Source organism: Ruegeria sp. C8 (assembly GCF_056537565.1).
This window is the reverse complement of the sequence record NZ_JBQFRV010000007.1, coordinates 91,856-113,794: the sequence shown is the minus strand read 5'-3', so window position 1 is coordinate 113,794 and position 21,939 is coordinate 91,856. Positions and strand designations below refer to the sequence as shown.

At 59.1% G+C, this 21,939-nt stretch carries 22 protein-coding genes; 7 read left to right on the top strand and 15 right to left on the bottom strand.

The features are described from left to right. Positions 1-16: 16 nt before the first annotated feature. From choX to ACR0KL_RS11270, 4 genes are all read right to left on the bottom strand, one after another. Entirely contained in the window at positions 17-943 is a 927-nt protein-coding gene (gene choX, locus ACR0KL_RS11285; RefSeq protein ID WP_170675872.1) for a choline ABC transporter substrate-binding protein, read from the bottom strand. Positions 944-1,283: 340 nt separating this feature from the next. Continuing rightward, positions 1,284-2,063 carry a carnitinyl-CoA dehydratase gene (locus ACR0KL_RS11280; RefSeq protein ID WP_480777036.1) on the bottom strand — a complete coding sequence of 260 codons (780 nt, stop codon included), beginning with the start codon at positions 2,061-2,063 and terminating at the stop codon, positions 1,284-1,286. 3 nt (positions 2,064-2,066) lie between these two features. After that, complete coding sequence (locus ACR0KL_RS11275) at positions 2,067-4,082, bottom strand: acetate--CoA ligase family protein (RefSeq protein WP_170675874.1); 2,016 nt, start codon at positions 4,080-4,082, stop codon at positions 2,067-2,069. A gap of 2 nt (positions 4,083-4,084) precedes the next feature. After that, positions 4,085-5,245, bottom strand: coding sequence for an acyl-CoA dehydrogenase family protein (locus tag ACR0KL_RS11270; protein ID WP_170675875.1), 1,161 nt, complete (start codon positions 5,243-5,245; stop codon positions 4,085-4,087). Between the two features lie 99 nt (positions 5,246-5,344). Here ACR0KL_RS11270 and ACR0KL_RS11265 point away from each other — a divergent pair, with 99 nt between their 5' ends. Beyond that, positions 5,345-6,262, top strand: a complete 918-nt coding sequence (locus tag ACR0KL_RS11265) for a GlxA family transcriptional regulator (protein ID WP_480777035.1) — start codon at positions 5,345-5,347, stop codon at positions 6,260-6,262. Positions 6,263-6,307: 45 nt separating this feature from the next. On the opposite strand, the gene ACR0KL_RS11260 is transcribed toward ACR0KL_RS11265, so the two are convergent. Then, positions 6,308-7,357: a TauD/TfdA family dioxygenase gene (locus ACR0KL_RS11260; protein WP_480554974.1), complete on the bottom strand. Its 1,050-nt coding sequence runs from the start codon at positions 7,355-7,357 to the stop codon at positions 6,308-6,310. A 472-nt stretch (positions 7,358-7,829) separates the two neighbouring features. Here ACR0KL_RS11260 and ACR0KL_RS11255 point away from each other — a divergent pair, with 472 nt between their 5' ends. Continuing rightward, a complete protein-coding gene (locus ACR0KL_RS11255) occupies positions 7,830-8,864 on the top strand; it encodes an MDR family NADP-dependent oxidoreductase (RefSeq protein ID WP_170675878.1) in 1,035 nt (344 codons plus the stop codon). Between the two features lie 83 nt (positions 8,865-8,947). Here ACR0KL_RS11255 and ureG read toward each other — a convergent pair whose 3' ends face one another. From ureG to ACR0KL_RS11215, 8 genes are read right to left on the bottom strand one after another with little or no spacing between them, the layout of a single operon-like run. Continuing rightward, positions 8,948-9,568, bottom strand: coding sequence for an urease accessory protein UreG (gene ureG, locus ACR0KL_RS11250; protein ID WP_170675879.1), 621 nt, complete (start codon positions 9,566-9,568; stop codon positions 8,948-8,950). After that, positions 9,565-10,218: an urease accessory UreF family protein gene (locus ACR0KL_RS11245; RefSeq protein WP_170675880.1), complete on the bottom strand. Its 654-nt coding sequence runs from the start codon at positions 10,216-10,218 to the stop codon at positions 9,565-9,567. The genes ureG and ACR0KL_RS11245 overlap by 4 nt, the downstream gene beginning before the upstream one ends. Then, positions 10,202-10,654 carry an urease accessory protein UreE gene (gene ureE, locus ACR0KL_RS11240; protein ID WP_170378524.1) on the bottom strand — a complete coding sequence of 151 codons (453 nt, stop codon included), beginning with the start codon at positions 10,652-10,654 and terminating at the stop codon, positions 10,202-10,204. Before ureE ends, ACR0KL_RS11245 begins: the two co-directional genes overlap by 17 nt. Positions 10,655-10,673: 19 nt before the next feature. Continuing rightward, the gene (gene ureC, locus ACR0KL_RS11235; protein ID WP_170675881.1) at positions 10,674-12,434 is read right to left on the bottom strand and encodes an urease subunit alpha; all 1,761 of its coding nucleotides are present in this window, start codon (positions 12,432-12,434) and stop codon (positions 10,674-10,676) included. Further along, on the bottom strand, positions 12,434-12,739 hold the full coding sequence (locus ACR0KL_RS11230) for an urease subunit beta (RefSeq protein ID WP_170643278.1): 306 nt from the start codon (positions 12,737-12,739) through the stop codon (positions 12,434-12,436). Before ACR0KL_RS11230 ends, ureC begins: the two co-directional genes overlap by 1 nt. Continuing rightward, positions 12,736-12,897 (bottom strand): hypothetical protein, encoded by a 162-nt coding sequence (locus tag ACR0KL_RS11225; RefSeq protein WP_480777034.1) that lies wholly within the window; start codon positions 12,895-12,897, stop codon positions 12,736-12,738. The genes ACR0KL_RS11230 and ACR0KL_RS11225 overlap by 4 nt, the downstream gene beginning before the upstream one ends. Before the next feature lie 15 nt (positions 12,898-12,912). After that, positions 12,913-13,215 (bottom strand): urease subunit gamma, encoded by a 303-nt coding sequence (locus ACR0KL_RS11220; protein ID WP_170378531.1) that lies wholly within the window; start codon positions 13,213-13,215, stop codon positions 12,913-12,915. Between the two features lies 1 nt (position 13,216). Next, the gene (locus tag ACR0KL_RS11215) at positions 13,217-13,990 is read right to left on the bottom strand and encodes an urease accessory protein UreD (protein WP_170675883.1); all 774 of its coding nucleotides are present in this window, start codon (positions 13,988-13,990) and stop codon (positions 13,217-13,219) included. 443 nt (positions 13,991-14,433) lie between these two features. Here ACR0KL_RS11215 and urtA point away from each other — a divergent pair, with 443 nt between their 5' ends. The 5 genes from urtA to urtE all read left to right on the top strand — a co-directional run bounded on the left by urtA (position 14,434) and on the right by urtE (position 20,397). After that, complete coding sequence (gene urtA / locus ACR0KL_RS11210; RefSeq protein ID WP_170675884.1) at positions 14,434-15,714, top strand: urea ABC transporter substrate-binding protein; 1,281 nt, start codon at positions 14,434-14,436, stop codon at positions 15,712-15,714. A 61-nt stretch (positions 15,715-15,775) separates the two neighbouring features. Then, a complete protein-coding gene (gene urtB, locus ACR0KL_RS11205; RefSeq protein WP_170675885.1) occupies positions 15,776-17,728 on the top strand; it encodes an urea ABC transporter permease subunit UrtB in 1,953 nt (650 codons plus the stop codon). A 3-nt stretch (positions 17,729-17,731) separates the two neighbouring features. After that, complete coding sequence (gene urtC / locus ACR0KL_RS11200) at positions 17,732-18,961, top strand: urea ABC transporter permease subunit UrtC (RefSeq protein WP_170675886.1); 1,230 nt, start codon at positions 17,732-17,734, stop codon at positions 18,959-18,961. Further along, positions 18,958-19,698, top strand: coding sequence for an urea ABC transporter ATP-binding protein UrtD (urtD, locus tag ACR0KL_RS11195; protein WP_170675887.1), 741 nt, complete (start codon positions 18,958-18,960; stop codon positions 19,696-19,698). The genes urtC and urtD overlap by 4 nt, the downstream gene beginning before the upstream one ends. Before the next feature lie 3 nt (positions 19,699-19,701). Beyond that, complete coding sequence (gene urtE / locus ACR0KL_RS11190) at positions 19,702-20,397, top strand: urea ABC transporter ATP-binding subunit UrtE (RefSeq protein WP_170643272.1); 696 nt, start codon at positions 19,702-19,704, stop codon at positions 20,395-20,397. 15 nt (positions 20,398-20,412) lie between these two features. Here the strand turns inward: urtE and ACR0KL_RS11185 are convergent, their stop codons facing one another. Then, positions 20,413-21,510: a M56 family metallopeptidase gene (locus ACR0KL_RS11185; protein ID WP_480777033.1), complete on the bottom strand. Its 1,098-nt coding sequence runs from the start codon at positions 21,508-21,510 to the stop codon at positions 20,413-20,415. Further along, complete coding sequence (locus ACR0KL_RS11180) at positions 21,497-21,892, bottom strand: BlaI/MecI/CopY family transcriptional regulator (protein WP_170378547.1); 396 nt, start codon at positions 21,890-21,892, stop codon at positions 21,497-21,499. The genes ACR0KL_RS11185 and ACR0KL_RS11180 overlap by 14 nt, the downstream gene beginning before the upstream one ends. Positions 21,893-21,939 lie beyond the last annotated feature (47 nt).

The window sequence follows — 21,939 nt, the reverse complement described above, 5'->3', positions numbered from 1 at the left end:
CGAAGGGCGTTTAAGGTTATTGACCCAGTGCTGCGCTTACTGCGGCGACTGCGTCACCACCGTCGCGGGTCGTGACACCGTCCAGCCATGGGGTATAGGCATCCGGGTTGGCTTTCAGCCATGCGCTGGCTGCGTCCGCCGGATCTTCGCCACCATCCAGAATCGCGGCCATGATCTCGTTTTCCATTGCCAGCGAGAATTCCAGGTTGTTCAGTAGCGCGCCAACATTCGGGCACTCTTCTGCATAGCCTTTGCGGGTGTTGGTGAACACGGTCGCGCCGCCGAAGTTGGGGCCAAAGAACTCATCGCCACCGGTCAGGTAGGACATCTCGAAATTGGCGTTCATTGGATGGGGTTCCCAACCCAGGAACACGATCGGATCGCCCTTGCGCGAAGCGCGGTCCACCTGCGCCAGCATGCCTTGCTCGGAGCTTTCAGCGACTTCGAAACCAGAGAGGCCAAACGAATCGCCATCGATCATGGATTGAATCAGACGGTTGCCGTCATTGCCCGGCTCGATTCCGAAGATTTTGCCGTCCAGAGCATCGGAGTGTGTTGAAATATCAGCGAAATCCTTGATGCCCAGCTCGGCGGCTGCAGCGTTGACGGCCAGAGTGTACTTGGCGCCTTCCAGGTTCGCGCGCACTGTTTCAACCGTTCCCGCCTCGCGATACGGCGCGATATCGCCTTCCATGGTCGGCATCCAGTTGCCCAGGAACACGTCGATATCGCCTTCAGCCATCGAAGTGTAAGTCACTGGAACGGAAAGGATCTTGATCTCGGTATCATAGCCCAGAGCGTCAAGAATCGTTGTCGTTGCGGCAGTGGTCGCCGTGATATCGGTCCAGCCGACATCCGAGAATACGACCTCGTCGCAATTGGCCAATGCCGCCCCGGCAGATGCCAGAATGGCAAGGGTTGAAATGGTTGTTAGGGCTTTCACTGGAGCCTCCCTGTTTTTTTGATTGACTGGTTAGTTAGGAAAAATAAATGGCACATAGTCAAGTCTAATTGTTCACATGCAGCCGGATTCAGGCAACAGTTTCTGTCGCACGCTGAACAATTCATGGATTAGGTGGCATGGATTTCGGTTTGGCTGCGTGCGGTTTGTGGCGCAGGTTTGAGTTGCAGACGCCCCATGGGGCAGGCGTGTCCTAATTCAATATGACACAAGCATGCAATCCGTTAGCAGGCCTACCCGGGAACCGTTGGGCGCAGCTACTTAGGTGTTGCGGCCCCATCAAAGACGGAGCCGCGGAGAGGCGTCAGACCCCCAGTTTTGCTTACTTGCCCTTCCAGACAGGATCACGCTTCTCCGCAAACGCGCGCGCGCCTTCCATCTGGTCCTCACTGGCATAGAGAGTATCGACGCTGCGCAGCTGCCTTTTGGTAATTCGGTTCATGGCGTCCTGAAACTTGCTGTCTTCAGCATCGCGAACAACCTCTTTGATCGCGGCATAAACCAGCGGTGGGCCCGAGGCCAACAGGCGGGCGAGTTCCCACGCGCGATCCATCAGTTGATCCGCGGCCACGATCTCATTCACCAAACCCCAGCGGTTGGCTTCCTCCGCGTCGAACCAGCGGCCCGTCAGCAGCAGCTCCATCGCGATGTGGTACGGGATGCGTTTTGGTAATTTGACGCTGGCCGCATCCGCCACGGTGCCCGAGCGGATTTCCGGCAGGGCAAAACTCGCATGGTTTGCGGCGAGGATCATGTCGGCCGACAGCGCAAGCTCCAACCCTCCCCCGCAGGCAATGCCGTTTACAGCTGCGATGACGGGTTTATTCATGTCGCGCAATTCCTGCAGACCGCCAAAACCGCCAACGCCATAGTCCCCATCGACCGCATCTCCATCGGCTGCGGCTTTCAGGTCCCATCCGGGGCAAAAGAACTTCTTTCCGGCACCTGTCAGGATCGCGACGCGCAGGTCCGGGTCGTCGCGGAACTCGGCAAAGACGTCGCCCATGATGCGGCTGGTGGCAAGATCAATGGCATTGGCCTTGGGCCGGTCCAATGTGACCTCAAGGATCGCGCCGTCGCGGCGGGTTTTGATCGGGTCCATATCTCAGGCCTTTCTGATGAGGGCATCCACGGCCACCGCCTTGTCGGGCGTGCAGAGGAGCGGGTTAATTTCGACCTCGCCAAGCGTGTCGGCGTTTCGCATGACATAGGCCTGAACGGCCTCAACAGCGGCCACGATGGCATCCATATCAGCCGCCGGTTGACCACGATAGCCTGCCAGAAGCGGTGCAATCTTCAATTTACCCAAGGCGTTGCGGATGTCATCAGCAGAACTGGGCGCCAGCAAGGAGGCGGTATCGCACAGCACTTCGGTCAGAACACCGCCTGCACCCAGGGTCAGGACAAACCCGTGTGCTGGATCGCGCACCACGCCTACAAGAAGCTCGGCCACTGTTCCGGTGATCATCTCTTCGATCAGAATTTCAGGGGTGCCGATATCTGCGGCGACGTCGGCCACGTCTTCGGCAAGAACACCCAATCGCACAGCCGCGTGTTCTGACTTATGAGCCAGCCCCACGCCCTTGACCGCAAATGGCGCGTCCATGTCCTGAGCGGCAGCGCGCGCCTGGTCGGCACCTGCGACTGTGCGGTTCTGCGGGATGCGCAGTCCACACTCGGCCAGAACGCGTTTGGACTCGCCTTCGGTGAGTGTCCTTTTGGCCTCAGCCGTTCCGGGCAATGTGACCGGTTTGTCCGAAGGGTCTGTGATCTGGCCTGCCGCTTCGGTTGCGGCAAGAGCTTCGCGCAGCCCCATGAAGGGCACCACGCCGCCGTCCATAAGCTCTTGCGCTACATCTTCGGGCATCAACTCGGGCAAAGTCGCGGCAACAGCAAATCGCGCGCCGGTCTCCGCACGCACTTTCATCGCAGCACGAGAGGCGTAGGCCCAGTCGCTCGCATCCGTGGTCGGATAGTCGAGGATCGAGAACGTCAGATCGATGTCGTCTCCCGTCATCCCAGCCCAGGCTTTCGCCATCGCCGCTTCATCGCGCCAGATATAAGTGTGGTAGTCCAGCGGATTATTCAGCGCCACCATCGGACCGAGTGCCTCTCGCAGGCGGGCTTTCTGACCGTCGCTTAGGCGGGGGAAGGACAACCCAGTTCCAACGGCCATGTCCGCGATCAGGCTGGCCTCACCCCCGGAACAGCTTATCGAGGCGATGTTGCTGCCTGAAAACGGGCCATAGCAATGCAGCAGTTTCAGCGTCTCCAGAAAATCAGGCAACGCCGATAGGCGTGGGATGCCGAGCCGCTCCAAAAGGGCCTGCGCACCTGCGTCGCTTCCCGCCAGAGAGGCGGTATGCGACACGGTCGCGGCCTGAGCCTGTTCGGACGCGCCGACCTTGAGCGACACCAGAGGGATACCTTTGGAGTGGGCCTTCTGGGCCAGAGCCTCCCATTCGCGGATGTCCTTGAAGCCTTCGATATGCAAACCAACGGCACTCACACGCGGATCGTCCAGCAAGGCCGAAGCGATCTGCGCCTGACTGGTTTGCGCCATGTTCCCACAGGTCACCATATAGGCGATGGGCAGCGCGCGTTTCTGCATGGTCAGGTTGATCGAAATATTCGAACTTTGCGTCAGGATCGCCACGCCAGAGTCGACCGGCTTGGCCCCGTGTTGGTCGGGCCATAGCAAAGCCCCGTCCAACGCGTTGATGAAACCATAGCAATTGGGTCCCAGAATGGGCATGTCGCCCGCAGCTGCGACCAGTTGTGCCTGCAGATCGCCGCCTGTGTCATCCTCGGCCACGGCCTCGGAAAAACCTGACGCAAAACACACCGCACCACCGGCGCCAGTGGCAGAAAGGATGCGAACCGCCTCAATCGTGGCATGGCGGTTGATGCCGATGAAAACGGCGTCAGGCGATGCTGGCAGGTCTTCGAGACTGGCATAGGCCCTATGGCCAGAGATCTCGGTCGCTTTGGGATGAACAGGCCAGATCTGTCCCGCATAGCCCATACGTTCAGACTGTAGAATGACCTGCTGACACCAAGCACCACCGCCGATCACAGCGATGGAGTTAGGGCGCAAAAGCCGGGTGAGGTCTTTGGTCATCGTCAGGCGCCCAACGGACGCAGAAGATCACGGCTGATGATATGGCGTTGGATTTCGCTGGTGCCATCCCAGATCCGCTCAACCCGTGCGTCGCGCCAGAAGCGTTCGATCGGGAAGTCGTCCATCAGACCCATGCCGCCATAGATTTGCAGCGTCGCGTCGGTGACCCGCGCCAACATTTCCGAGGCATAGAGCTTGGCCGAGGCGATTTCGCGGTTCGAAGGCAGGTTTTCGTCCAAGCGCCAGGCAGCCGACAGAGTTAACCAGTCCGCGGCATCAATCTCAGTGATCATATCGGCGATCTGGAACCCAATGCCCTGGAATTTACCGATGGGCTGGCCAAACTGTTTGCGCTCGGCAGCATAGTTAAGCGCATAGTCGAAACAACGCCGTGCCCGACCAACCGAGAAGGCCGCAACCGTCAAACGAGTCGCGTAGAGCCACTCGTTCATGACCTCGAAACCACCATCGACCTCGCCCAGAACCTGCGCGTCTGGCAGGCGGCAATTGTCGAAGTAGAGGATGTAGTTCTTGTAACCCTTGTGGCTGACCGAGTTATACCCCTCGCGCACCTCAAACCCGGGCGTTCCGCGATCCACCAGGAAGGTTGTGATACGCTTTTTAGGTCCTTTTGGTGTCTCATCCACGCCTGTCGCAATGAAGACGATGAAGAAATCCGCGTGTTCTGCGCCCGAGATGAAGTGTTTGGAACCGTTGATGACCCAATCGCCCCCATCCTTCACAGCCTGACACTTCATGCCCCTGACGTCCGAGCCCGCATCGGGTTCGGTCATCGCCAGCGCATCCATCCTTTCGCCACGCACAGCAGGCAGCAAATAGCGTTCGCGCTGTTCTTCGTTGCAGGCCATCAGAATGTTCTGCGGACGACCAAAGAAATGGGTCAGAGCCATCGATCCCCGGCCCAACTCGCGCTCGACCAGCGTAAAATCTAGATGCGAAAGGCCTGCGCCGCCAACCTCTTCGGGAAAGTTGCAGGCATAAAAACCCAGATCGATGCATTTCTGTTTGATCTCTTCGCCCAGCTCATGCGGCACCTGACCGGTGCGCTCAACCTCGGCCTCATGTGGGTAGATTTCGTTTTCGACAAAACTACGGACTGTCGATACGATCATGTCCTGTTCTTCGGTCAGACCAAACTGCATGGCGCGATATCCTTGGATAGGTGATTGACGCAGGAAACGAGATTCCTCATGGTCACGGCATGCAGTTTTCGCCTCCTGGCGTGCAGAGTTGGTAAAATTTTGAGTCACAGATTTAACATTCTGCTGTTCGATGGATTCTCGAACCACTGCCTCGCCAACATGGTCGAGCCTCTGCGGGCGGCCAACACTCTGTCCCGGCAGTCTTTGTATGAGTGGCGGTTCTGTTCCGTGGACGGCGAATCTGTCCACAGCTCCAGCGGGCTTGCGGTGACGCCGGATGCCGCCCTGACCGACCAGCGAGGAGATGCTCTGGTCGTGATGCCCTCCTACGGGTTCTTGCAATTGGGCACGCCCTCGACCCTGCGCGCCCTGCTGGCGGCTGCAAAAAGGCACGCGCAGGTGGCCGGACTGGATACCGGCAGCTGGTTGATGGCGCAGGCCGGGTTGCTGGATGGGTACCGCGCGACGATTCACTGGGACGAGCTTTCTCGATTTGAAGAAGCCTTTCCCGCCGTGGACGTGGTGCAAGAGCGCTACGTCGTTGATGGCGCGCGTCTGACCTGTTCCGGGGCGATGGCGGCGTTTGATCTAGCGCTTGCGCTTGTCCGCAAGGATCACGGCCCACTGTTGTCGATGGAGGTCGCCCATCTGTTTATGAGCCGCGGTCGAAGCGACCACTATGCCTTACCGATGCAAACCGAAGACACTCTGGTGAATCGCGCTCTGGCCATCATGCAGGCAAACCTTGAAACACCGCTGTCGATCACGCAGGTCGCGCGCAAAGCGGGCTGCACTCAGAAACGGCTGGAAATGCGCGTTCAGGCGGACCTGAAAACCACACCCCAAGCGCTCTATCGTCGGTTGCGTCTGAACCTTGCGCGCAGGCTGACCGAAGAGACCGAGCAATCCATCGCCGAAATCGCCGGCCGGTCGGGCTACGAAAATACCAGTGCTATGACTCGCGCCTTCAAGGCGGAGTTCGGGCAGACCCCCTCGGCCTTCCGCAACAGGGTGTAGTGGGACAGCGCCGCCCCAAGACGGCGCTGCTCTTTTGTCAGACGCTTAACGCGAGAGAACGCGCAGACGACTTTCAAATTCACCTCGATCCACATAGCAGCCGTGCAGGTGACGGTGACCTGTGTTGGGGTCGAAGGCCGACCGTCCATGCAGCACACGGCGGTTGTCAAAGACCACCATTTCGCCACCCCTCAGCTTGAGTTGAAGCAAGTATTTGGGGTCGCGTGTCATCGCCATGAACTTCTGATAGGCGCGGTAGTAACACGGCATCAGAGCGGGCTTGATATCAAGGAAATCCGCCAGATGCGCGTTGAAGCAGATCTCGATCACGTCGCCGTTTTCATCGCAGGTGATGACCCGTTTACGCGAGCGGATGTCCGTTTCTCCATCATGGAACCGGAACGGGATCGAGATGTCGCACAGGGCGTCAAAGGCATCGGGATCTTCTAGTTTCAGATCCTCTGCGACCGCATAGCCGTCGCAGAACAGTGACTCACCGCCCTCAGCCTCGTTGGCGAGACAATGCAGGAACTGGAACCCCGGAGGCAGTTCCTGATTGGTCAGGTCGGTGTGCAGCGGCAATGCAACCGGCGTATAGGCAAGGTTGTTCGGGTTGGGTTTAGACTTGACCTCGAAGGTCAGACCAAAATTGGTCTCGCGCAGAAACCCGATCCGGCGCGCGACGTCCATGCCAGCTTCGGTGGTATCGGCCAGATGGTCCACAATGCTCAGCCCGTATTGACGCGCTGCGATCAGCCAGTCCTTCAAAGCACTGTCTTGAGTCATAACCCCATCGGCATTCGCGCGCGGGATACCGGCGGGCAAAAGCTCGGCCCGCCATGTGACAAAACCGGTATCAGCCGGGTCAAAAGCAGGTTGGCCGGGGCGGCGATCGCGCAGCCAGTCCAGATCAAAACCGGTGGGTGCCTGATCCTCGGCCCAGACAACAAGCAGGCTGTTGTCGGACTGGAATGCCTGCACGGGTTTGATATCCAGCGCAATGGCGGTGAGGTCTGTGAGGCGCTCCTGCGTCTGCGGATGGAACCCTGCAGGGTCGTTTTCGCGCAGCCAGATGAACGGGAAATCCCCGGTCATATGGTCGGGCCAGGTGATACGCACATGTGTTTCGGCCAGTTCAACCTGAACCGGTTTCGAGAGAGTTTGAGTTGTCATGTTAATCTTTCGCGTTGAGTTGAAATTCGGGTTCAATCTCAGCGCTGGGATGGGGGCGGCCACCAATCATAGGCCTTCCTATAGGGATGCCCGGGTCGGCGGCCCAACGTCGCTGGTATTTCTAAGCTGGATGGCATGCGAACGTCTGGATTGGGGGCTATCTCTTTGCGAAGGCTTAAATTAATTTGCGGCGCAGTCAAACGGAAAACGTGCCGGCAAACTTAGAGCCTACGGCAAACTTCAACCCTGCTGTTTTGCTGAGCAAACCCTGCGGCACAAAGGTGTGAAAAGATTGACGCGCCGCCCGAAATACAGAACGGTATCACAAAATCCGACGCCCCGATCCTTGTGACGTGCCGGCGCGACAAACCAGCCTCAGTAGAGAGAGAAGACCATGCCCCAGACCGCAGACACAAACCGCCGCATCGTTCTGAACGAACGCCCCAAGGGGGAACCCGATGACAACACGCTGCGGCTTGAGACAACGGATATCCCTACTGCTGGTGCAGGAGAGATGTTGGTCCGCACCTGCTACCTGTCGCTGGACCCGTATATGCGCGGGCGGATGAATGACGCGAAGTCCTACGCCGAGCCAGTGGCGATTGGCGGGGTCATGACTGGACAGGTTGTGGGAGAGGTTGTGACCTCGAACCTCGACGGATTCGAAGCGGGTGACTATGTGCTGTCTGGTAGCGGTTGGCAGGATTATGCGATCTCGGACGGGACCGAGGTCATAAACATGGGCAAAGCACCGCAAAACCCGTCTTGGGCGTTAGGTATTCTGGGTATGCCCGGCTACACCGCTTATGCCGGGTTGCTACAGATCGGCGAACCCAAGCCCGGAGAAACCGTGGTCGTTGCCGCCGCATCCGGCCCGGTCGGAGCAACCGTGGGACAGATCGCTAAGATCAAAGGGTGCAGGGTCGTGGGCGTTGCGGGCGGAGCCGAAAAATGTGCGCATGTGGTGGAAAATCTGGGCTTCGACGCCTGTATCGACCACAAAGCTGCCGATTTCGCTGATCAATTGCGCGCCGCCTGCCCGGATGGGATTGACGTCTACTTCGAAAATGTTGGCGGCAAGGTGCTTTACGGTGTCCTGCCTTTGCTGAACGCTTTTGCGCGCATCCCGATCTGCGGCGTGGTCTCATGGTACAACCTGCCTGGCTTGCCGGACGGTCCGGATATGGGGCCTGCGATCATGGGCACGCTGCTGCGGATGAAGGTGAAGGCTCAGGGGTTCATCATCTTCGACAGCTTCCCGGCCTCACTCTACAAGGAGTTCGTCAGGGATATGACAGGCTGGATTCAGGACGGATCGGTCAAATATCGCGAGCACATGGTCGTGGGGCTGGAGGCCGCACCCGAAGCGCTAAACCAGCTGCTGCGCGGTGAGAATTTCGGCAAGATGGTGGTGAATGTCGGGGCCTGATTGCCCCGGCCAACATCCAGTTTTCACCCCACTCCGAATTAGAAATGACAGTCGCCGCGCCGAGCAGCGGCGACTGCTCTCCTTCAGGCCGTTTCAAGCCCACCAATCGCAGCAAGCGCGCTGACGATTTCAGGCACGCCCTGCCGTTGGCGCAGTGAGGCGAACAAGAACGGCCGACCCTTGCGCATGCGCGTGGCGTCTTCCTGCATCACCTCAAGCGACGCGCCTACATGCGGCGCGAGGTCGGTTTTATTGATGATCAACAGATCCGATTTCGTGATCGCGGGCCCCCCCTTGCGCGGGATTTCCTCACCCGCAGCCACATCAATCACGTAGAGCGTGACATCCGCCAATTCCGGGCTGAACGTAGCCGACAGGTTATCGCCGCCGCTTTCGATCAGCACGACGTCAATCTCCGGGTGGCGCGACTGCATCTCGGCCACAGCCGCAAGGTTGATCGAGGCGTCCTCTCGGATCGCGGTATGCGGGCAACCGCCGGTTTCAACGCCGATGATCCTGTCCTGAGGCAGGATCTGCATCCGCATCAGCGCCTCGGCGTCCTCTTGGGTGTAGATGTCGTTTGTGATCACGCCCACCGAACAGATATCGCGTAGCGCCTCAGACAGCGCGGCGGTCAGGGTGGTTTTGCCCGCGCCGACGGGGCCTCCGATGCCGACGCGAAGGGGGCCGTTCGTACTGCTCATGTTCGGAAAATCCTTGAATACTGTGTTTCATGCTTCATTGCCGCGATATCCGGCAGGAACGCCGTCGAACTGAGATCCTCCAGACCCGCGTCCCGCGCCTTTGCGGCAATCGTTGTGCAGAGGGGCGTTAGGTCCCGTATCAGCCGCTGCGCATCGGTTTGCCCCAAGGGGACAAGGCGCGTTGCGCAGGCGACCAGATTGCTCAGGAACGCCTGCAGGAACATCTCGGTAACCAATGGCAACGGCAAATTCTGCAATCGTGCCGCACGCCCTACCGCCACCGGATAAGTCAGGCGCTGCAAGTCCAAGCCCCAGACATCCCCGGTCACGGCTCCAAACGCCTGCCCGAGCAAACTGGTTTCCATCAACCGCTCAGATGAGGCGCTGAACGCGCGGGCTGTGGCGTCGATGTCGGTCAAGTCGACCGGGGTTTCGGCGGCGTAAGCCGCCCCCAGAAAAAGCGCGTCGTTCCAGCCAGAGCCATGCTCTAATACGTCCGACACCCAGGCGCCCGTATCCTGAGGGCAGGTAACCGAACCAAGTTCAATAGCGGCCTCCAACCCATGAGAATAGGCGAAGCCGCCAACCGGATAGGCCGGAGACAACCACTGCACCAAGGTTAGGATATCGGAATTAGTGAGCGTGGCCATGTGTCCTGCCATGACCATAAGCGCCGCCTTCGGGGGTGAAAGGCTCAACGACCTCTTGGATTTCTGCGCCCAGTTTCAAAAGCATATCTCGAATGACATGATCGCGTTGTATCAGAAGCCGGTCGGCTTCGATCTGACAGGGCGTGTGGCGATTGCCAATATGCCACGCAAGGTGCAGCAGATTGTCCCCGCTGATTTCCAGCAACTCTTCCGGTGCGGCGATGATTTCAATCTCGCGTCCATCCTCCAGCACCAGAACCCCACCATGGTCGAGGGATTTCGTGTGCGCCAGATCGACCAAAAAGGACTCACCATCATCGGTGGCCAGCATTTTACGGCGCAGGAAACGCCCGTCATAGTCCAGCGAGACCTGAGCGTGCGCCGGATCGTGGTGGTGATCGTGATAGATTCGGGCGGTTTTGATCGCAGTGGTCATCGTGGCCTCCTTCTTTAAATCAGAACATGAAATAGCGCTGCGCCATCGGCAGCACTTCGGCAGGTTGACAGGTGAGCAGCTCCCCATCGGCTCGGACCTCATAGGTTTCCGGGTCAACCTCGATCTGGGGCGTTGCATCATTCAGCAGCAAATCCTGCTTGCCGATATCGCGCGTGTTGCGCACGGCGACGGTTTGTTTCGCCAGTCCCAGTGTATCTCCGATCCCGCCCGCTTGCGCGGCCTCCGAGACAAATGTGATCGCCGAGTTTTCAACCGACCGGCCGTATGCTCCGAACATGGGGCGGCTATAGACCGGTTGCGGCGTAGGGATCGAGGCATTCGGGTCGCCCATCTGCGCACAGGCGATGGTGCCACCCAACAAGACCATCTCGGGCTTCACCCCGAAGAAAGCCGGGTTCCACAGGACCAGATCGGCGCGTTTGCCTTCCTCAATACTGCCGATCTGATGGCTCAGGCCATGCGCAATCGCCGGGTTGATGGTGTATTTCGCGATGTAGCGACGTACGCGCAAGTTGTCATTGTCACCTGTTTCCTCGGGCAGGCGGCCGCGTTGCTTTTTCATCTTGTCGGCGGTCTGCCATGTACGGATCAGAACCTCTCCGACCCGACCCATCGCCTGACTGTCCGAAGCGATGATGCTGAACGCGCCCATGTCGTGGAGGATGTCCTCGGCCGCGATCGTCTCACGCCGGATGCGGCTTTCGGCAAAGGCCACGTCCTCGGGGATGGATTTGTCGAGGTGGTGGCACACCATCAGCATATCCAGATGCTCTTCGACCGTATTCACAGTGAAGGGGCGCGTGGGGTTGGTCGAAGACGGCAAAACGTGGTTTTCGCCGCAGATCTTGATGATATCGGGGGCGTGGCCACCGCCTGCGCCTTCGGTGTGAAAGGCGTGGATCGTGCGGCCTTTCATTGCGCCCACGGTGTTCTCGACAAAACCGGATTCGTTCAGCGTGTCGGTATGGATCATGACTTGCACATCCATCGCGTCGGCCACCGAGAGGCAGCAATCGATGGCGGCGGGGGTCGTGCCCCAATCCTCATGCAGTTTCAGAGCGCAGGCACCTGCGTTGACCTGCTCCTCCAGCGCCGCAGGCAGAGAGGCATTGCCTTTACCCGCAAAGGCCAAGTTCATCGGAAACGCGTCGGCGGCCTGCAACATCCGCCCGATGTGCCAAGGCCCGGGTGTGCAGGTGGTGGCCAGAGTGCCATGCGCAGGGCCCGTCCCCCCTCCCAACATAGTGGTCAGGCCGGAATGCAGCGCATCTTCGATCTGCTGAGGGCAGATAAAGTGGATATGGCTGTCGAAGCCCCCTGCAGTCAGGATGCGCCCCTCGCCCGCGATGGCCTCGGTGCCGGGACCGATGATGATATCGACGCCGGGTTGAGTATCGGGATTCCCGGCCTTGCCGATTTTGGCGATGCGTCCGTCCTTCAGGCCCACATCCGCCTTGTAGATACCCGAGTGATCCACGATCAGCGCATTGGTGATAACCGTATCCACGGCCCCCTCGGCCCGCGTGGCCTGAGACTGCCCCATCCCATCGCGGATCACCTTGCCCCCACCGAACTTGACCTCTTCGCCATAGAGCAGCGCATTGTCGCCCGTCCCCCCGGTGGCGGCAGCGCCCGCGCGTTCTGCGGTCAGGTCGCGTTCGACCTCGATGACCAGATCGGTATCCGCCAGCCGCAGCCTGTCGCCAGTAGTGGGGCCGAACATCGCGGCATAGTCAGAACGTTTTATTGTTGCTGGCATCAGAGCGACCCCATGACCTTTTGATTGAACCCATAGACCTTGCGCGCTCCGCCGATCGGGATCAGCGAAACCTCTCGCGCCTGACCGGGCTCGAACCGAACAGCGGTGCCGGGGGCGATGTCCAAACGCAGCCCATGTGCCGCTGCACGGTCGAAGTCGAGCGCCGGGTTGGTTTCGGCGAAATGATAGTGCGAGCCGACCTGAACCGGGCGGTCGCCGGTATTGGCGACCATCAGAGTGATCGCCTTGGCACTTGCGTTCAGGGTGATCTCACCCTCGGCCGGGAACAGCTCTCCGGGGATCATTTGTTCAACTTCACCATCAGCGCGATTGCGGCCAGTGCGACAACCGCCAGGCCAACGCCAAGGGTCGCGTAGTCCATGCCGTGCGCATGGATATGCGTATCGGTGTGGGCGGCGGCAGGGCCTGCAACGATCAGGGCGGGGAAAAGCATACGGGTCATATCTTGGTTCCTTTGTTAGCGAATGGGGTTGTGGACGGTCACAAGCTTGGTGCCGTCGGGAAAGGTGGCTTCGACTTGAACCTCGTGGATCATCTCGGGCACGCCCTCCATGCATTGATCCCGGGTGATCACTTCGGCTCCGGCCTGCATCATGTCAGCCACAGAACGACCGTCGCGCGCACCTTCGACCACAGCGTCGGTGATCAGGGCGATGGCCTCGGGATGGTTCAGCCTGACCCCTCGGGCAAGGCGTTTGCGGGCAACTTCGGCGGCCATGGCGACCATCAGTTTATCTTTTTCGCGGGGGGTCAGGTTCATCTCAGATCATCCAGCATCGGGGAAGAGTGTTGTTGTTGAGTTGCCGCAGAACCGGCATCAGCTCACGGCGCAGGGCAAAGCTGTTTTCGGCCAGCATCCGGATCACCAGCAGATCACCATGTATCAGCGTTGCACCTGCCGTTTCGGGCAACATCTGGCGCACCGTGTCCAACTGCCCTTCGGCCGAACTGCAGGCAAAGACGACCAGCGCCATTGCACCCGCCCCGTCTGCAATATGGGGCTTCGCGAGATGGGCGTGCAGGTCGCCGGAAAATCGCATTGTATCCAAGAACAGAGGGGCTCCACCGCGCCGAATTTCGATCCGGTCCCGCAAACGGATATCCGTCAGGGTTTCGCCCATCGCCGCGCGTCCAAAGACTAAAGGCTCGACCATCAGCAAAGTCGCGTCCGGCTCCATTTCGACCAATAGTCGACGATCCAGAGCACTGCCGTTGAACAGGATTGTCTCTTGCGGCAGCCAGTTCATGCGCGCGCCAGACGCGACGGTCAGGTGATTGACGACCTGACCATAGGGGCCGGGCTGAGCCTTGTAGGCACGCTCACACGCCTGCGTCGTCATCGTCAGAGTGGTACCTTTGCCCGCTGTTCCGGTGAACCGAAACGCATCCCCACCGGTGACGCCGCCAGCAGTGTTCAGCAGAACCGCATCCAACGCGTGCGATTCAGCTCGTGGGAACAGGCACTTAAAGGAACCGGATTGGCGGAATACGTCCAGAACCGACCGCCTGCCCAACGGTTTGGTGCTGATTGACACGGCCCCCTTGGCACGGGGAGGGGTTTTGTCCGTGATGGGCGTTATATGGGCAAGTTGCGTAATTGGTCACCCCCGAGGCGTCAGTTCATGCCCTGTGTTTCGGGTCTCGGATGGCGGAAAACCATTCTCGGGTGTCGTAATCGAACACAAAACCGATGCAGGTGACCAAATTTTTGGCACACAGTCGGGCAATGGATTAAAAATTAATCAGATGCGGCTGATTTTTGCATTTACCTGACCGACAGGTTGCCAAGATTGCCGCGATGCAGAAACCGTATGGGTGCTCGTCGGGGGAAACATCTCGAAGGGTGTGTGACGGCTGCGCGAATTGGACCTCGGACACAACCGCCACACGATAACGCAACAACAGTTGCGGGGATCAGGTAGAAGAAGAGTGCGCCTTTGTGCAAGCCCTCTCTCCCGGCCCCGCCCAGGAGGATTACATGAAATCGCTCAAATCCACGCTCGCCGGATCACTGGTATTTGCTGCCATGGCCACCGCCGCACTGTCGGCTGAAGACACGATCAAGGTTGGCGTGCTGCATTCGCTGTCCGGCACGATGGCAATCTCCGAAACGACGCTGAAAGACACGATGCTGATGCTGATCGATCAGCAAAACGCCAAGGGCGGCCTGCTGGGCAAGCAGCTTGAGGCGGTTGTGGTCGACCCGGCCTCGGACTGGCCGCTATTTGCTGAAAAAGCGCGCGAGCTGCTGACCGTGCATGAAGTGGACGTGATCTTTGGCAATTGGACCTCGGTTAGCCGGAAATCGGTTCTGCCGGTGATCGAAGAGCTGAACGGCCTGCTGTTCTACCCGGTTCAGTATGAAGGCGAAGAATCCTCGAAAAACGTCTTTTACACCGGAGCCGCGCCGAACCAGCAGGCAATCCCTGCAACCGACTATTTTCTGGAGGAACTGGGGGTCGAGAAATTCGCTCTGCTCGGCACAGACTATGTCTACCCCAGGACCACCAACAATATTCTGGAAAGCTATCTGAAGGGTAAAGGCATCGCGGACGAGGATATCTTCGTCAACTACACCCCCTTTGGTCACTCTGACTGGTCAAAGATCGTGGCGGACGTTGTTGCGCTGGGTGCGGATGGTAAGAAGGTCGGCGTGATCTCGACCATCAATGGCGATGCAAACATTGGCTTCTACAAAGAGCTGGCGGCTGCGGGCGTTTCGGCGGATGACATCCCGGTCGTAGCCTTCTCAGTCGGTGAGGAAGAACTCTCGGGTCTGGATACCACCAACCTGGTCGGCCACCTGGCCGCGTGGAACTACTTCCAGTCGGCAGATACCGACGTGAACGCCGAATTCGTTGAGACGTGGAAAGCCGCCATGGGTGAAGACCGCGTGACCAATGACCCGATGGAGGCGCATTACATCGGCTTCAACATGTGGGTAAACGCCGCCACCGAGGCCGGATCGACCGAAGTCGACGATGTGCGCGCCGCGATGTACGGGCAGGAGTTCCCGAACCTGACTGGTGGCACTGCCGTGATGCTGCCGAACCACCACCTGGCCAAACCGGTTCTGATCGGTGAGATCCAGGAAGACGGTCAGTTCGATATCATCAGCGAAACCGACGTCGTTCCGGGTGATGCATGGACTGACTTCCTGCCGGAATCGGCGGTTCTGATCTCGGATTGGAAAGAGCTGGGTTGTGGTATGTACAACACCGAGACCAAGACCTGCGTTCAGACCCTGTCGAACTACTAATCTTCTCGCAAGGCGGGTGTCATCGCCCGCCTTGCCCTAAAGACACCTCGGGTTTCACCACATGTTACGACTATTCCTTGCGGGTCTCGCAATCCTGTGCGCCTGCCTAACGGCCAATGCGCAAGAGAGCGGTTTGCAACCGATCCTGCAAGAGCATCAGGAAATCATCGCCAAAAGCTCGCGCAAGACGATCAAACCGGCGATTGATGCGATTGCCAGCAGCGGTCTACCGCAAGCGCAGGTGATGCTTGAGACATGGGCCGCCAAAGACGTGTGGATGCGCAAGTCGGACGGCCTGTTCTTTTCGGGTAAAAAGGCCGAGGGCCGTTCGTATGAGCTGACCGATTTCGACACCGGAGAGGTCGTTGGAACGTTCGAGAAATCCGACCTGAAACAGTTAAAACCCAATAGCGGCATCCGCGCGATGATCGGGACGGCTTTGGTCCAGTTCCAACTGACCGACCCGGACCGGGCAAAACGTCTGGCCGCTTTGACATCTATCCAACGCGATCCCGAAGGCGCTCTGCTGGAGCCGCTGCGCGCCTCGATTGAGGACGAACCCGATGCCGATCTGAAAGCGCAGAAGCAACGTCTCGAGCGGTTGCTGACCATCGGGTATGACGAGGATACCGCAGCACGTGTTGCTGCGATTGAAGACATGTCCGACGATCTGGGGGTGGACGTCCGCGCGGCACTGAATCCTCTGGTCGTGACGAAGCGACAGACGGGCACTGATCTACCTGCTGACGCGAATACCGCCACAATTCTAGACCCCGGATCAGAAGCCCTGTCGCGGGATGAGGCATATGACATGTTGGTCGCCAATGACCTAGCCGCACCGCGCACGTCGCCCGATGACATACGCGCCGCACTGGCCGCCAATATCGACGGCGGCCGCGTTGGGGGCATTCCTGTCGCGCAACTGAACTCTGACACCACGCGTGCTCAGGCTTACGCTGTTCTAGCGGAAGCCGGCCTCGTGCCTGCTTTGATCACCGAGGCCAACATCAATTCTGCGTTGGAAACGCATGTCTTCTTTGAGACCTATGCCGAACCCTCACCCGAAGTCACAGCCGCCGCCGAAAAGGCGCTGGAACAAATCGAGCTTAAGGTTGGCCTAAACCAGACCCTCGACCTGACGCTGGACGCGATCTCATTGGCGTCAATCTATTTCCTTGCGGCCATCGGTCTGGCTATCACCTTTGGCGTGATGGGTGTGATCAACATGGCCCACGGTGAGTTCATCATGATGGGCGCCTACACCGGCTACGTCGTACAGCAGTTCATCCCCGACCATACGCTCTCAATCATCGTTGCCATCCCGATGGCCTTCGCGGTCACCTTCGCCATGGGCGTCGCGATGGAGCGGTTGGTGATCCGCTGGCTCTATTCGCGCCCGTTGGAGACGCTGCTGGCGACGTTCGGCATCTCGATTGCCCTCCAACAGCTGGCCAAGAACATCTTTGGTACGCAGGCCCGACCGCTGACCGCGCCCGGCTGGCTGGACGGGGCGTGGGTGCTAAACGATGTGGTATCGATCAGCTATATCCGCATCGCGATCTTCGTGCTGGCGATGATCTTTCTGGGACTTTTTCTCTACATCATGATGCGCACTCGACTGGGGCTTGAGATGCGCGGGGTGACACAGAACCCGCGCATGGCGGGGTCGATGGGAATCAATCCGGGGCGGGTGAACATGCTGACTTTCGGTCTTGGCTCCGGCATCGCAGGGATCGCAGGAGTTGCGATTGGTCTGTTCGCCAAGGTCACCTCGGATCTGGGCAGCGACTATATCGTGCAAAGCTTCATGACCGTGGTTGTGGGTGGTGTCGGCAATATCTGGGGTGCGCTCGCGGGCGCAGGCATGATCGGCTTCCTGCAAAAGGGCATCGAGTGGATGAACCCGTCCAACACCCTCGCGGCACAAACCTACATGATCATCTTCATCATCATTTTCATCCAGTTCCGGCCAAGGGGCATCATCGCCCTCAAAGGCCGCGCGGCGGGGGATTGAGCCATGGAACGTAGCTTTGTCGCCAAGAACCCCTCGGTCCTGGTCTTTCTGGCCATCCTGTCCCTGTTTACCTTAGGCGTGACCGTCCTGTCCGAAGGGTTTGGGATCGGAGTGATCTCAACCAGTTTCGTCAAGACGCTGGGCAAGACCCTGTGCCTGTGCCTGATTGCCGTGGCGATGGATTTGGTTTGGGGCTTCACCGGCATCCTCTCGCTGGGCCATTTCGCCTTCTTCGGGCTAGGAGGCTACATGATCGGCATGTGGCTGATGTACGAACGGACCCGTCTGATCGTGGTCGAGTCTCTGTCGCAAGCCGAAATCCCCCCTACCCCGTCCGAGGTCGTGGACGCCATCGGGACACAGATTTTTGGCGTGGTTGGTTCATCGGACTTTCCGCTGATCTGGGCCTTTTCCCATAGCCTGACCTTGCAACTGATACTGGTCGTTTTGGTGCCCGGACTTTTGGCGCTGATCTTCGGCTGGCTGGCCTTCCGCAGCCGGGTGACGGGCGTCTACCTCTCGATCCTGACCCAAGCTATGACGCTGGCGCTTGCACTGTACCTGTTCCAGAACGACAGCGGATTGCGCGGCAATAACGGCCTGTCTGGCTTGCAGAACCTGCCCGGTATCACCGCCTCGCAGGACGTGGTGTCGGTCTGGTTCCTTTGGGCCTCTGCGCTTGCGCTTGGCTTGGGCTACATGCTGGCCGCGTGGGTTGTATCGGGCAAGTTCGGCTCGGTCATCCGCGGCATCCGTGATAACGAGGCGCGGGTGCGGTTCCTTGGCTATTCTGTCGAGGTTTACAAACTGGCTGTCTTCACCCTGACTGCCTGTATCGCAGCCATCGCGGGGGCGCTCTACTACCCGCAGGCCGGGATCATCAACCCCGAGGAAATGGCCCCCATTGCTTCGATCTATCTGGCCGTCTGGGTTGCCATCGGTGGGCGGGGCCGCCTGTACGGCGCAGTCATCGGGGCGGCTTTCGTCAGCCTGCTCAGCACATGGTTCACCGGCGGACAGGCCCCGGATATCCCGCTGGGGTTCTACACGATCAAATGGGTCGACTGGTGGCAAGTGTTGCTGGGCGTCTCCTTCGTACTGGTAACTCTGTTCGCACCAAAGGGTATCGGTGGCCTGTTCGACCTCTGGACCAACCGCCGTGCGCCGCAGCGCCACGGTGCGCCACTTGGGCCTGACGACAGCGCCCTACGCGAAAAGGAGGCAACGGAATGAGCACTCTGTTAGAGGTTAGCGGCGTTTCGGTTACCTTCGACGGGTTCCGTGCCATCAACAATCTCTCCTTCCAGATCGGCGAGGCCGAACTGCGCGCAGTGATTGGCCCGAACGGGGCCGGAAAAACGACCTTCATGGATATCGTCACAGGCAAGACGCGGCCAGACGAAGGCCGCGTGATCTGGGGCGAGAAATCCGTCTCATTGCTGCGGATGAGCGAGGCGAAAATCGCGCAGGCCGGTGTCGGCCGGAAATTCCAGAAACCTACCGTGTTTGAGGACCAAAGCGTTAGAGAAAACCTGCTGATGGCCCTCAAGAACAAACGCGGTTGGCTGGGCGTCCTATTCTATCGCCCCACGAACAGCGACCTGGGAAAGGTCAAGGAACTGGCGGATGAGATCGGCCTGAAGGACGAACTTGACCGTAAATCCGGTGAACTCAGCCACGGGCAAAAACAATGGCTCGAGATCGGGATGTTGCTGGCACAGGAACCACGCCTTCTGCTGGTTGATGAGCCTGCCGCCGGGATGACCCCGCAGGAGCGCGAACACACAACTGATCTGCTGGTTCAAGCCGCCAAGACCCGCGCCGTTGTGGTCGTCGAACATGATATGGAGTTTGTCCGCCGCCTGAACTGCAAGGTCACCGTCCTACACGAAGGCTCGGTTCTGGCCGAGGGGTCTCTGGACCACGTGACATCAAATCAGGACGTCATCGACGTCTATCTGGGGCGCTGACCGATGCTGAAACTGAACGATCTGACCCTACATTACGGCCATTCACAAATCCTCAACGGTATCTCGATGGAGGCCGAGAGGGGTGAGGTGACCTGCGTGATGGGCACCAATGGGGTCGGCAAGACCAGCCTCATCAAGGCAATCTCGGGCACCCATCCCCGCTCTGGCGGGTCGCTGACACTGGACGGAGAAGACCTTGGCCCGCTGCCTGCGCATCAGATGGCCTGGAAAGGTGTCGCTTATGTCCCGCAAGGGCGCGAAATCTTTCCGCTGCTAACAGTGCGCGAGAACCTCGAAACCGGGTTCGCCTGCCTTCCCGCAGCTGAACATTTCGTGCCGGATGAGATCTTTGATTTGTTCCCGGTTCTGGCCCAGATGCAGCATCGGCGCGGTGGAGATCTATCCGGCGGCCAGCAACAACAGCTGGCGATTGCCCGGGCGCTGATCACAAAACCCCGGCTCTTGCTGCTGGATGAACCTACCGAGGGCATTCAACCCAACATCATCCAGCAGATTGGCGAAGTGATCCGCCACCTGCGCGATCAGGGCCAGATGGCGATCCTTCTGGTCGAGCAGTATTTCGACTTTGCCTACGACCTCGCCGACCGGTTTGTCGTCCTGCGTCGGGGAGAAATCTTGCTGGAAGGCCGCAAGCAGGATGTGTCACGGGATCAAGTCCTTCAAGGCGTCTCGGTCTGACCGAGACGACGCTTTTCAATTACCGCTGTTGCGACGTTCCAGCCGCTCAAGGTTGACAACGGTCGAAAGCATAAGCCGGTCTTGGCTCCACCCGTCGGTCTCGCGCAAACTGGCCGAGCCCCAGGCCAACACAATCGCAAAGATCAGGCTGAAAGACAGAACCATCGCATGCAGCGGATGACCCCCTTTGGGTCCGTCTGCCAAAGCGATCACACGCTGTCGCAGAACCCGCTTCGCCTTGTTCCCATTGACCAGCGCAACATTCAGGACCTGTGGACGCTCGCGCGAGACAGTGCGGGCGCAATAGTCCAACAGGCATTTGGCATAATCCACCGTATCCAGCCTGCGTCTGGCGACAATGGCCTGATCGCAACCAAGCTCGCGCAGCCGCTCAAACTGATAGCGCAGGATGTGATAGGCCGGATTCCAGAAGAACAGTGGGCGCAGAAACTCCAGCACCAACTCCCATTCGACGTCGCCGCTGCGCACATGCTGGAACTCATGCGCAATCGCGAACCGCAATTCGTGGCGATCGTTCAGCAGGTTGCTGGGAAGGATTACGTGGCGACGGCGCAGGCCCCGCACGGCAAAGGGAACTTTGATGTGATCCGACAGACGGACATCCACCTTGGCCGAACGTTTCCACAGGAAACTGTCCAGTACCGTCTGACGAATTTGCAGCGCCGCCCAGATCACGCGGAGAACCAGCATGGCCGAGACCAATGCCAAGGCCGCGAGTGCAGCAATGGCCCAGACGGAGCTACCATCCAAAGCGGCCTCGACCCAGCGCTGGCGCGTGTTCAGCAGCGTCTCAAACTGGGTTGCAGGCAGCGCGATCTCACCCCTCAGATAGGCCGCAACGGCCACGTCGCCGATGGCCATCGGCTGACCGGGCCAGATAAGTTCGAACAGATGCGCCACCCCAAAGGCCAGCACCGGGCTGAGCATAAGGCAAAGCACCAGCGCCCTGAGCAGGCGAAACTGATCGGAAAAGGACAGTCGCATCGAGGTTCGCGACAGAACAAATCGAGCTGCGAACCACAACACGACCGATAGGATCAGAACAAAATTCAGTTCGAGATAGGCATCGAGAACCGGCTTAACCGCTGTCATTTTGCAGTCTCCTTTCTACCAATGCCCGAATATCCTCAAGATCCGCCTCGCTCAGACCCGCATCATCGACCAAGCGCGCAACCAGCGAGGCTGGTGTGTTGTCAAACAACGTCCGCGAGAGATTCTGAAGCGAGCGGGCCTGGTACCGATCCTTGTCCAGAAGCGGGCTGTAGATCAGGGTCTTTCCGTCCTTGCGGCTTTCGACAAAACCTTTTTCGTCGAGAATACGCAGGATCGTTGCACCTGAAGTATAGGCCAGATTCCGTTCCGGTGGCAGGCGGTCCAATACATCACGCACCGAGCCTTCCCCTAGGGCCCAAAGCTCGTTCATGAACTCCAGTTCAACCTCGGTCAGCAGATTTGTCGTCTTTTTCTTACGCATTGCTCTTGGTGTCGTCATGATTGGTGTGCCTGTCAGACAAGCATCCT

Coding starts and splice junctions, on each gene's coding strand:
- ACR0KL_RS11255 (WP_170675878.1), top strand. CDS start 7,830: ATGCCCCAGACCGCAGACACAAACCGCCGCATCGTTCTGAACGAACGC.
- ureC (WP_170675881.1), bottom strand. CDS start 12,434: ATGCCAGCAACAATAAAACGTTCTGACTATGCCGCGATGTTCGGCCCC.
- ACR0KL_RS11180 (WP_170378547.1), bottom strand. CDS start 21,892: ATGCGTAAGAAAAAGACGACAAATCTGCTGACCGAGGTTGAACTGGAG.
- urtA (WP_170675884.1), top strand. CDS start 14,434: ATGAAATCGCTCAAATCCACGCTCGCCGGATCACTGGTATTTGCTGCC.
- ureE (WP_170378524.1), bottom strand. CDS start 10,654: ATGACCACTGCGATCAAAACCGCCCGAATCTATCACGATCACCACCAC.
- ACR0KL_RS11270 (WP_170675875.1), bottom strand. CDS start 5,245: ATGCAGTTTGGTCTGACCGAAGAACAGGACATGATCGTATCGACAGTC.
- urtB (WP_170675885.1), top strand. CDS start 15,776: ATGTTACGACTATTCCTTGCGGGTCTCGCAATCCTGTGCGCCTGCCTA.
- ACR0KL_RS11280 (WP_480777036.1), bottom strand. CDS start 2,063: ATGGACCCGATCAAAACCCGCCGCGACGGCGCGATCCTTGAGGTCACA.
- ACR0KL_RS11225 (WP_480777034.1), bottom strand. CDS start 12,897: ATGACCCGTATGCTTTTCCCCGCCCTGATCGTTGCAGGCCCTGCCGCC.
- urtE (WP_170643272.1), top strand. CDS start 19,702: ATGCTGAAACTGAACGATCTGACCCTACATTACGGCCATTCACAAATC.
- urtD (WP_170675887.1), top strand. CDS start 18,958: ATGAGCACTCTGTTAGAGGTTAGCGGCGTTTCGGTTACCTTCGACGGG.
- ACR0KL_RS11275 (WP_170675874.1), bottom strand. CDS start 4,082: ATGACCAAAGACCTCACCCGGCTTTTGCGCCCTAACTCCATCGCTGTG.
- ureG (WP_170675879.1), bottom strand. CDS start 9,568: ATGAGCAGTACGAACGGCCCCCTTCGCGTCGGCATCGGAGGCCCCGTC.
- ACR0KL_RS11245 (WP_170675880.1), bottom strand. CDS start 10,218: ATGGCCACGCTCACTAATTCCGATATCCTAACCTTGGTGCAGTGGTTG.
- ACR0KL_RS11260 (WP_480554974.1), bottom strand. CDS start 7,357: ATGACCGGGGATTTCCCGTTCATCTGGCTGCGCGAAAACGACCCTGCA.
- ACR0KL_RS11220 (WP_170378531.1), bottom strand. CDS start 13,215: ATGAACCTGACCCCCCGCGAAAAAGATAAACTGATGGTCGCCATGGCC.
- urtC (WP_170675886.1), top strand. CDS start 17,732: ATGGAACGTAGCTTTGTCGCCAAGAACCCCTCGGTCCTGGTCTTTCTG.
- ACR0KL_RS11230 (WP_170643278.1), bottom strand. CDS start 12,739: ATGATCCCCGGAGAGCTGTTCCCGGCCGAGGGTGAGATCACCCTGAAC.
- ACR0KL_RS11185 (WP_480777033.1), bottom strand. CDS start 21,510: ATGACAGCGGTTAAGCCGGTTCTCGATGCCTATCTCGAACTGAATTTT.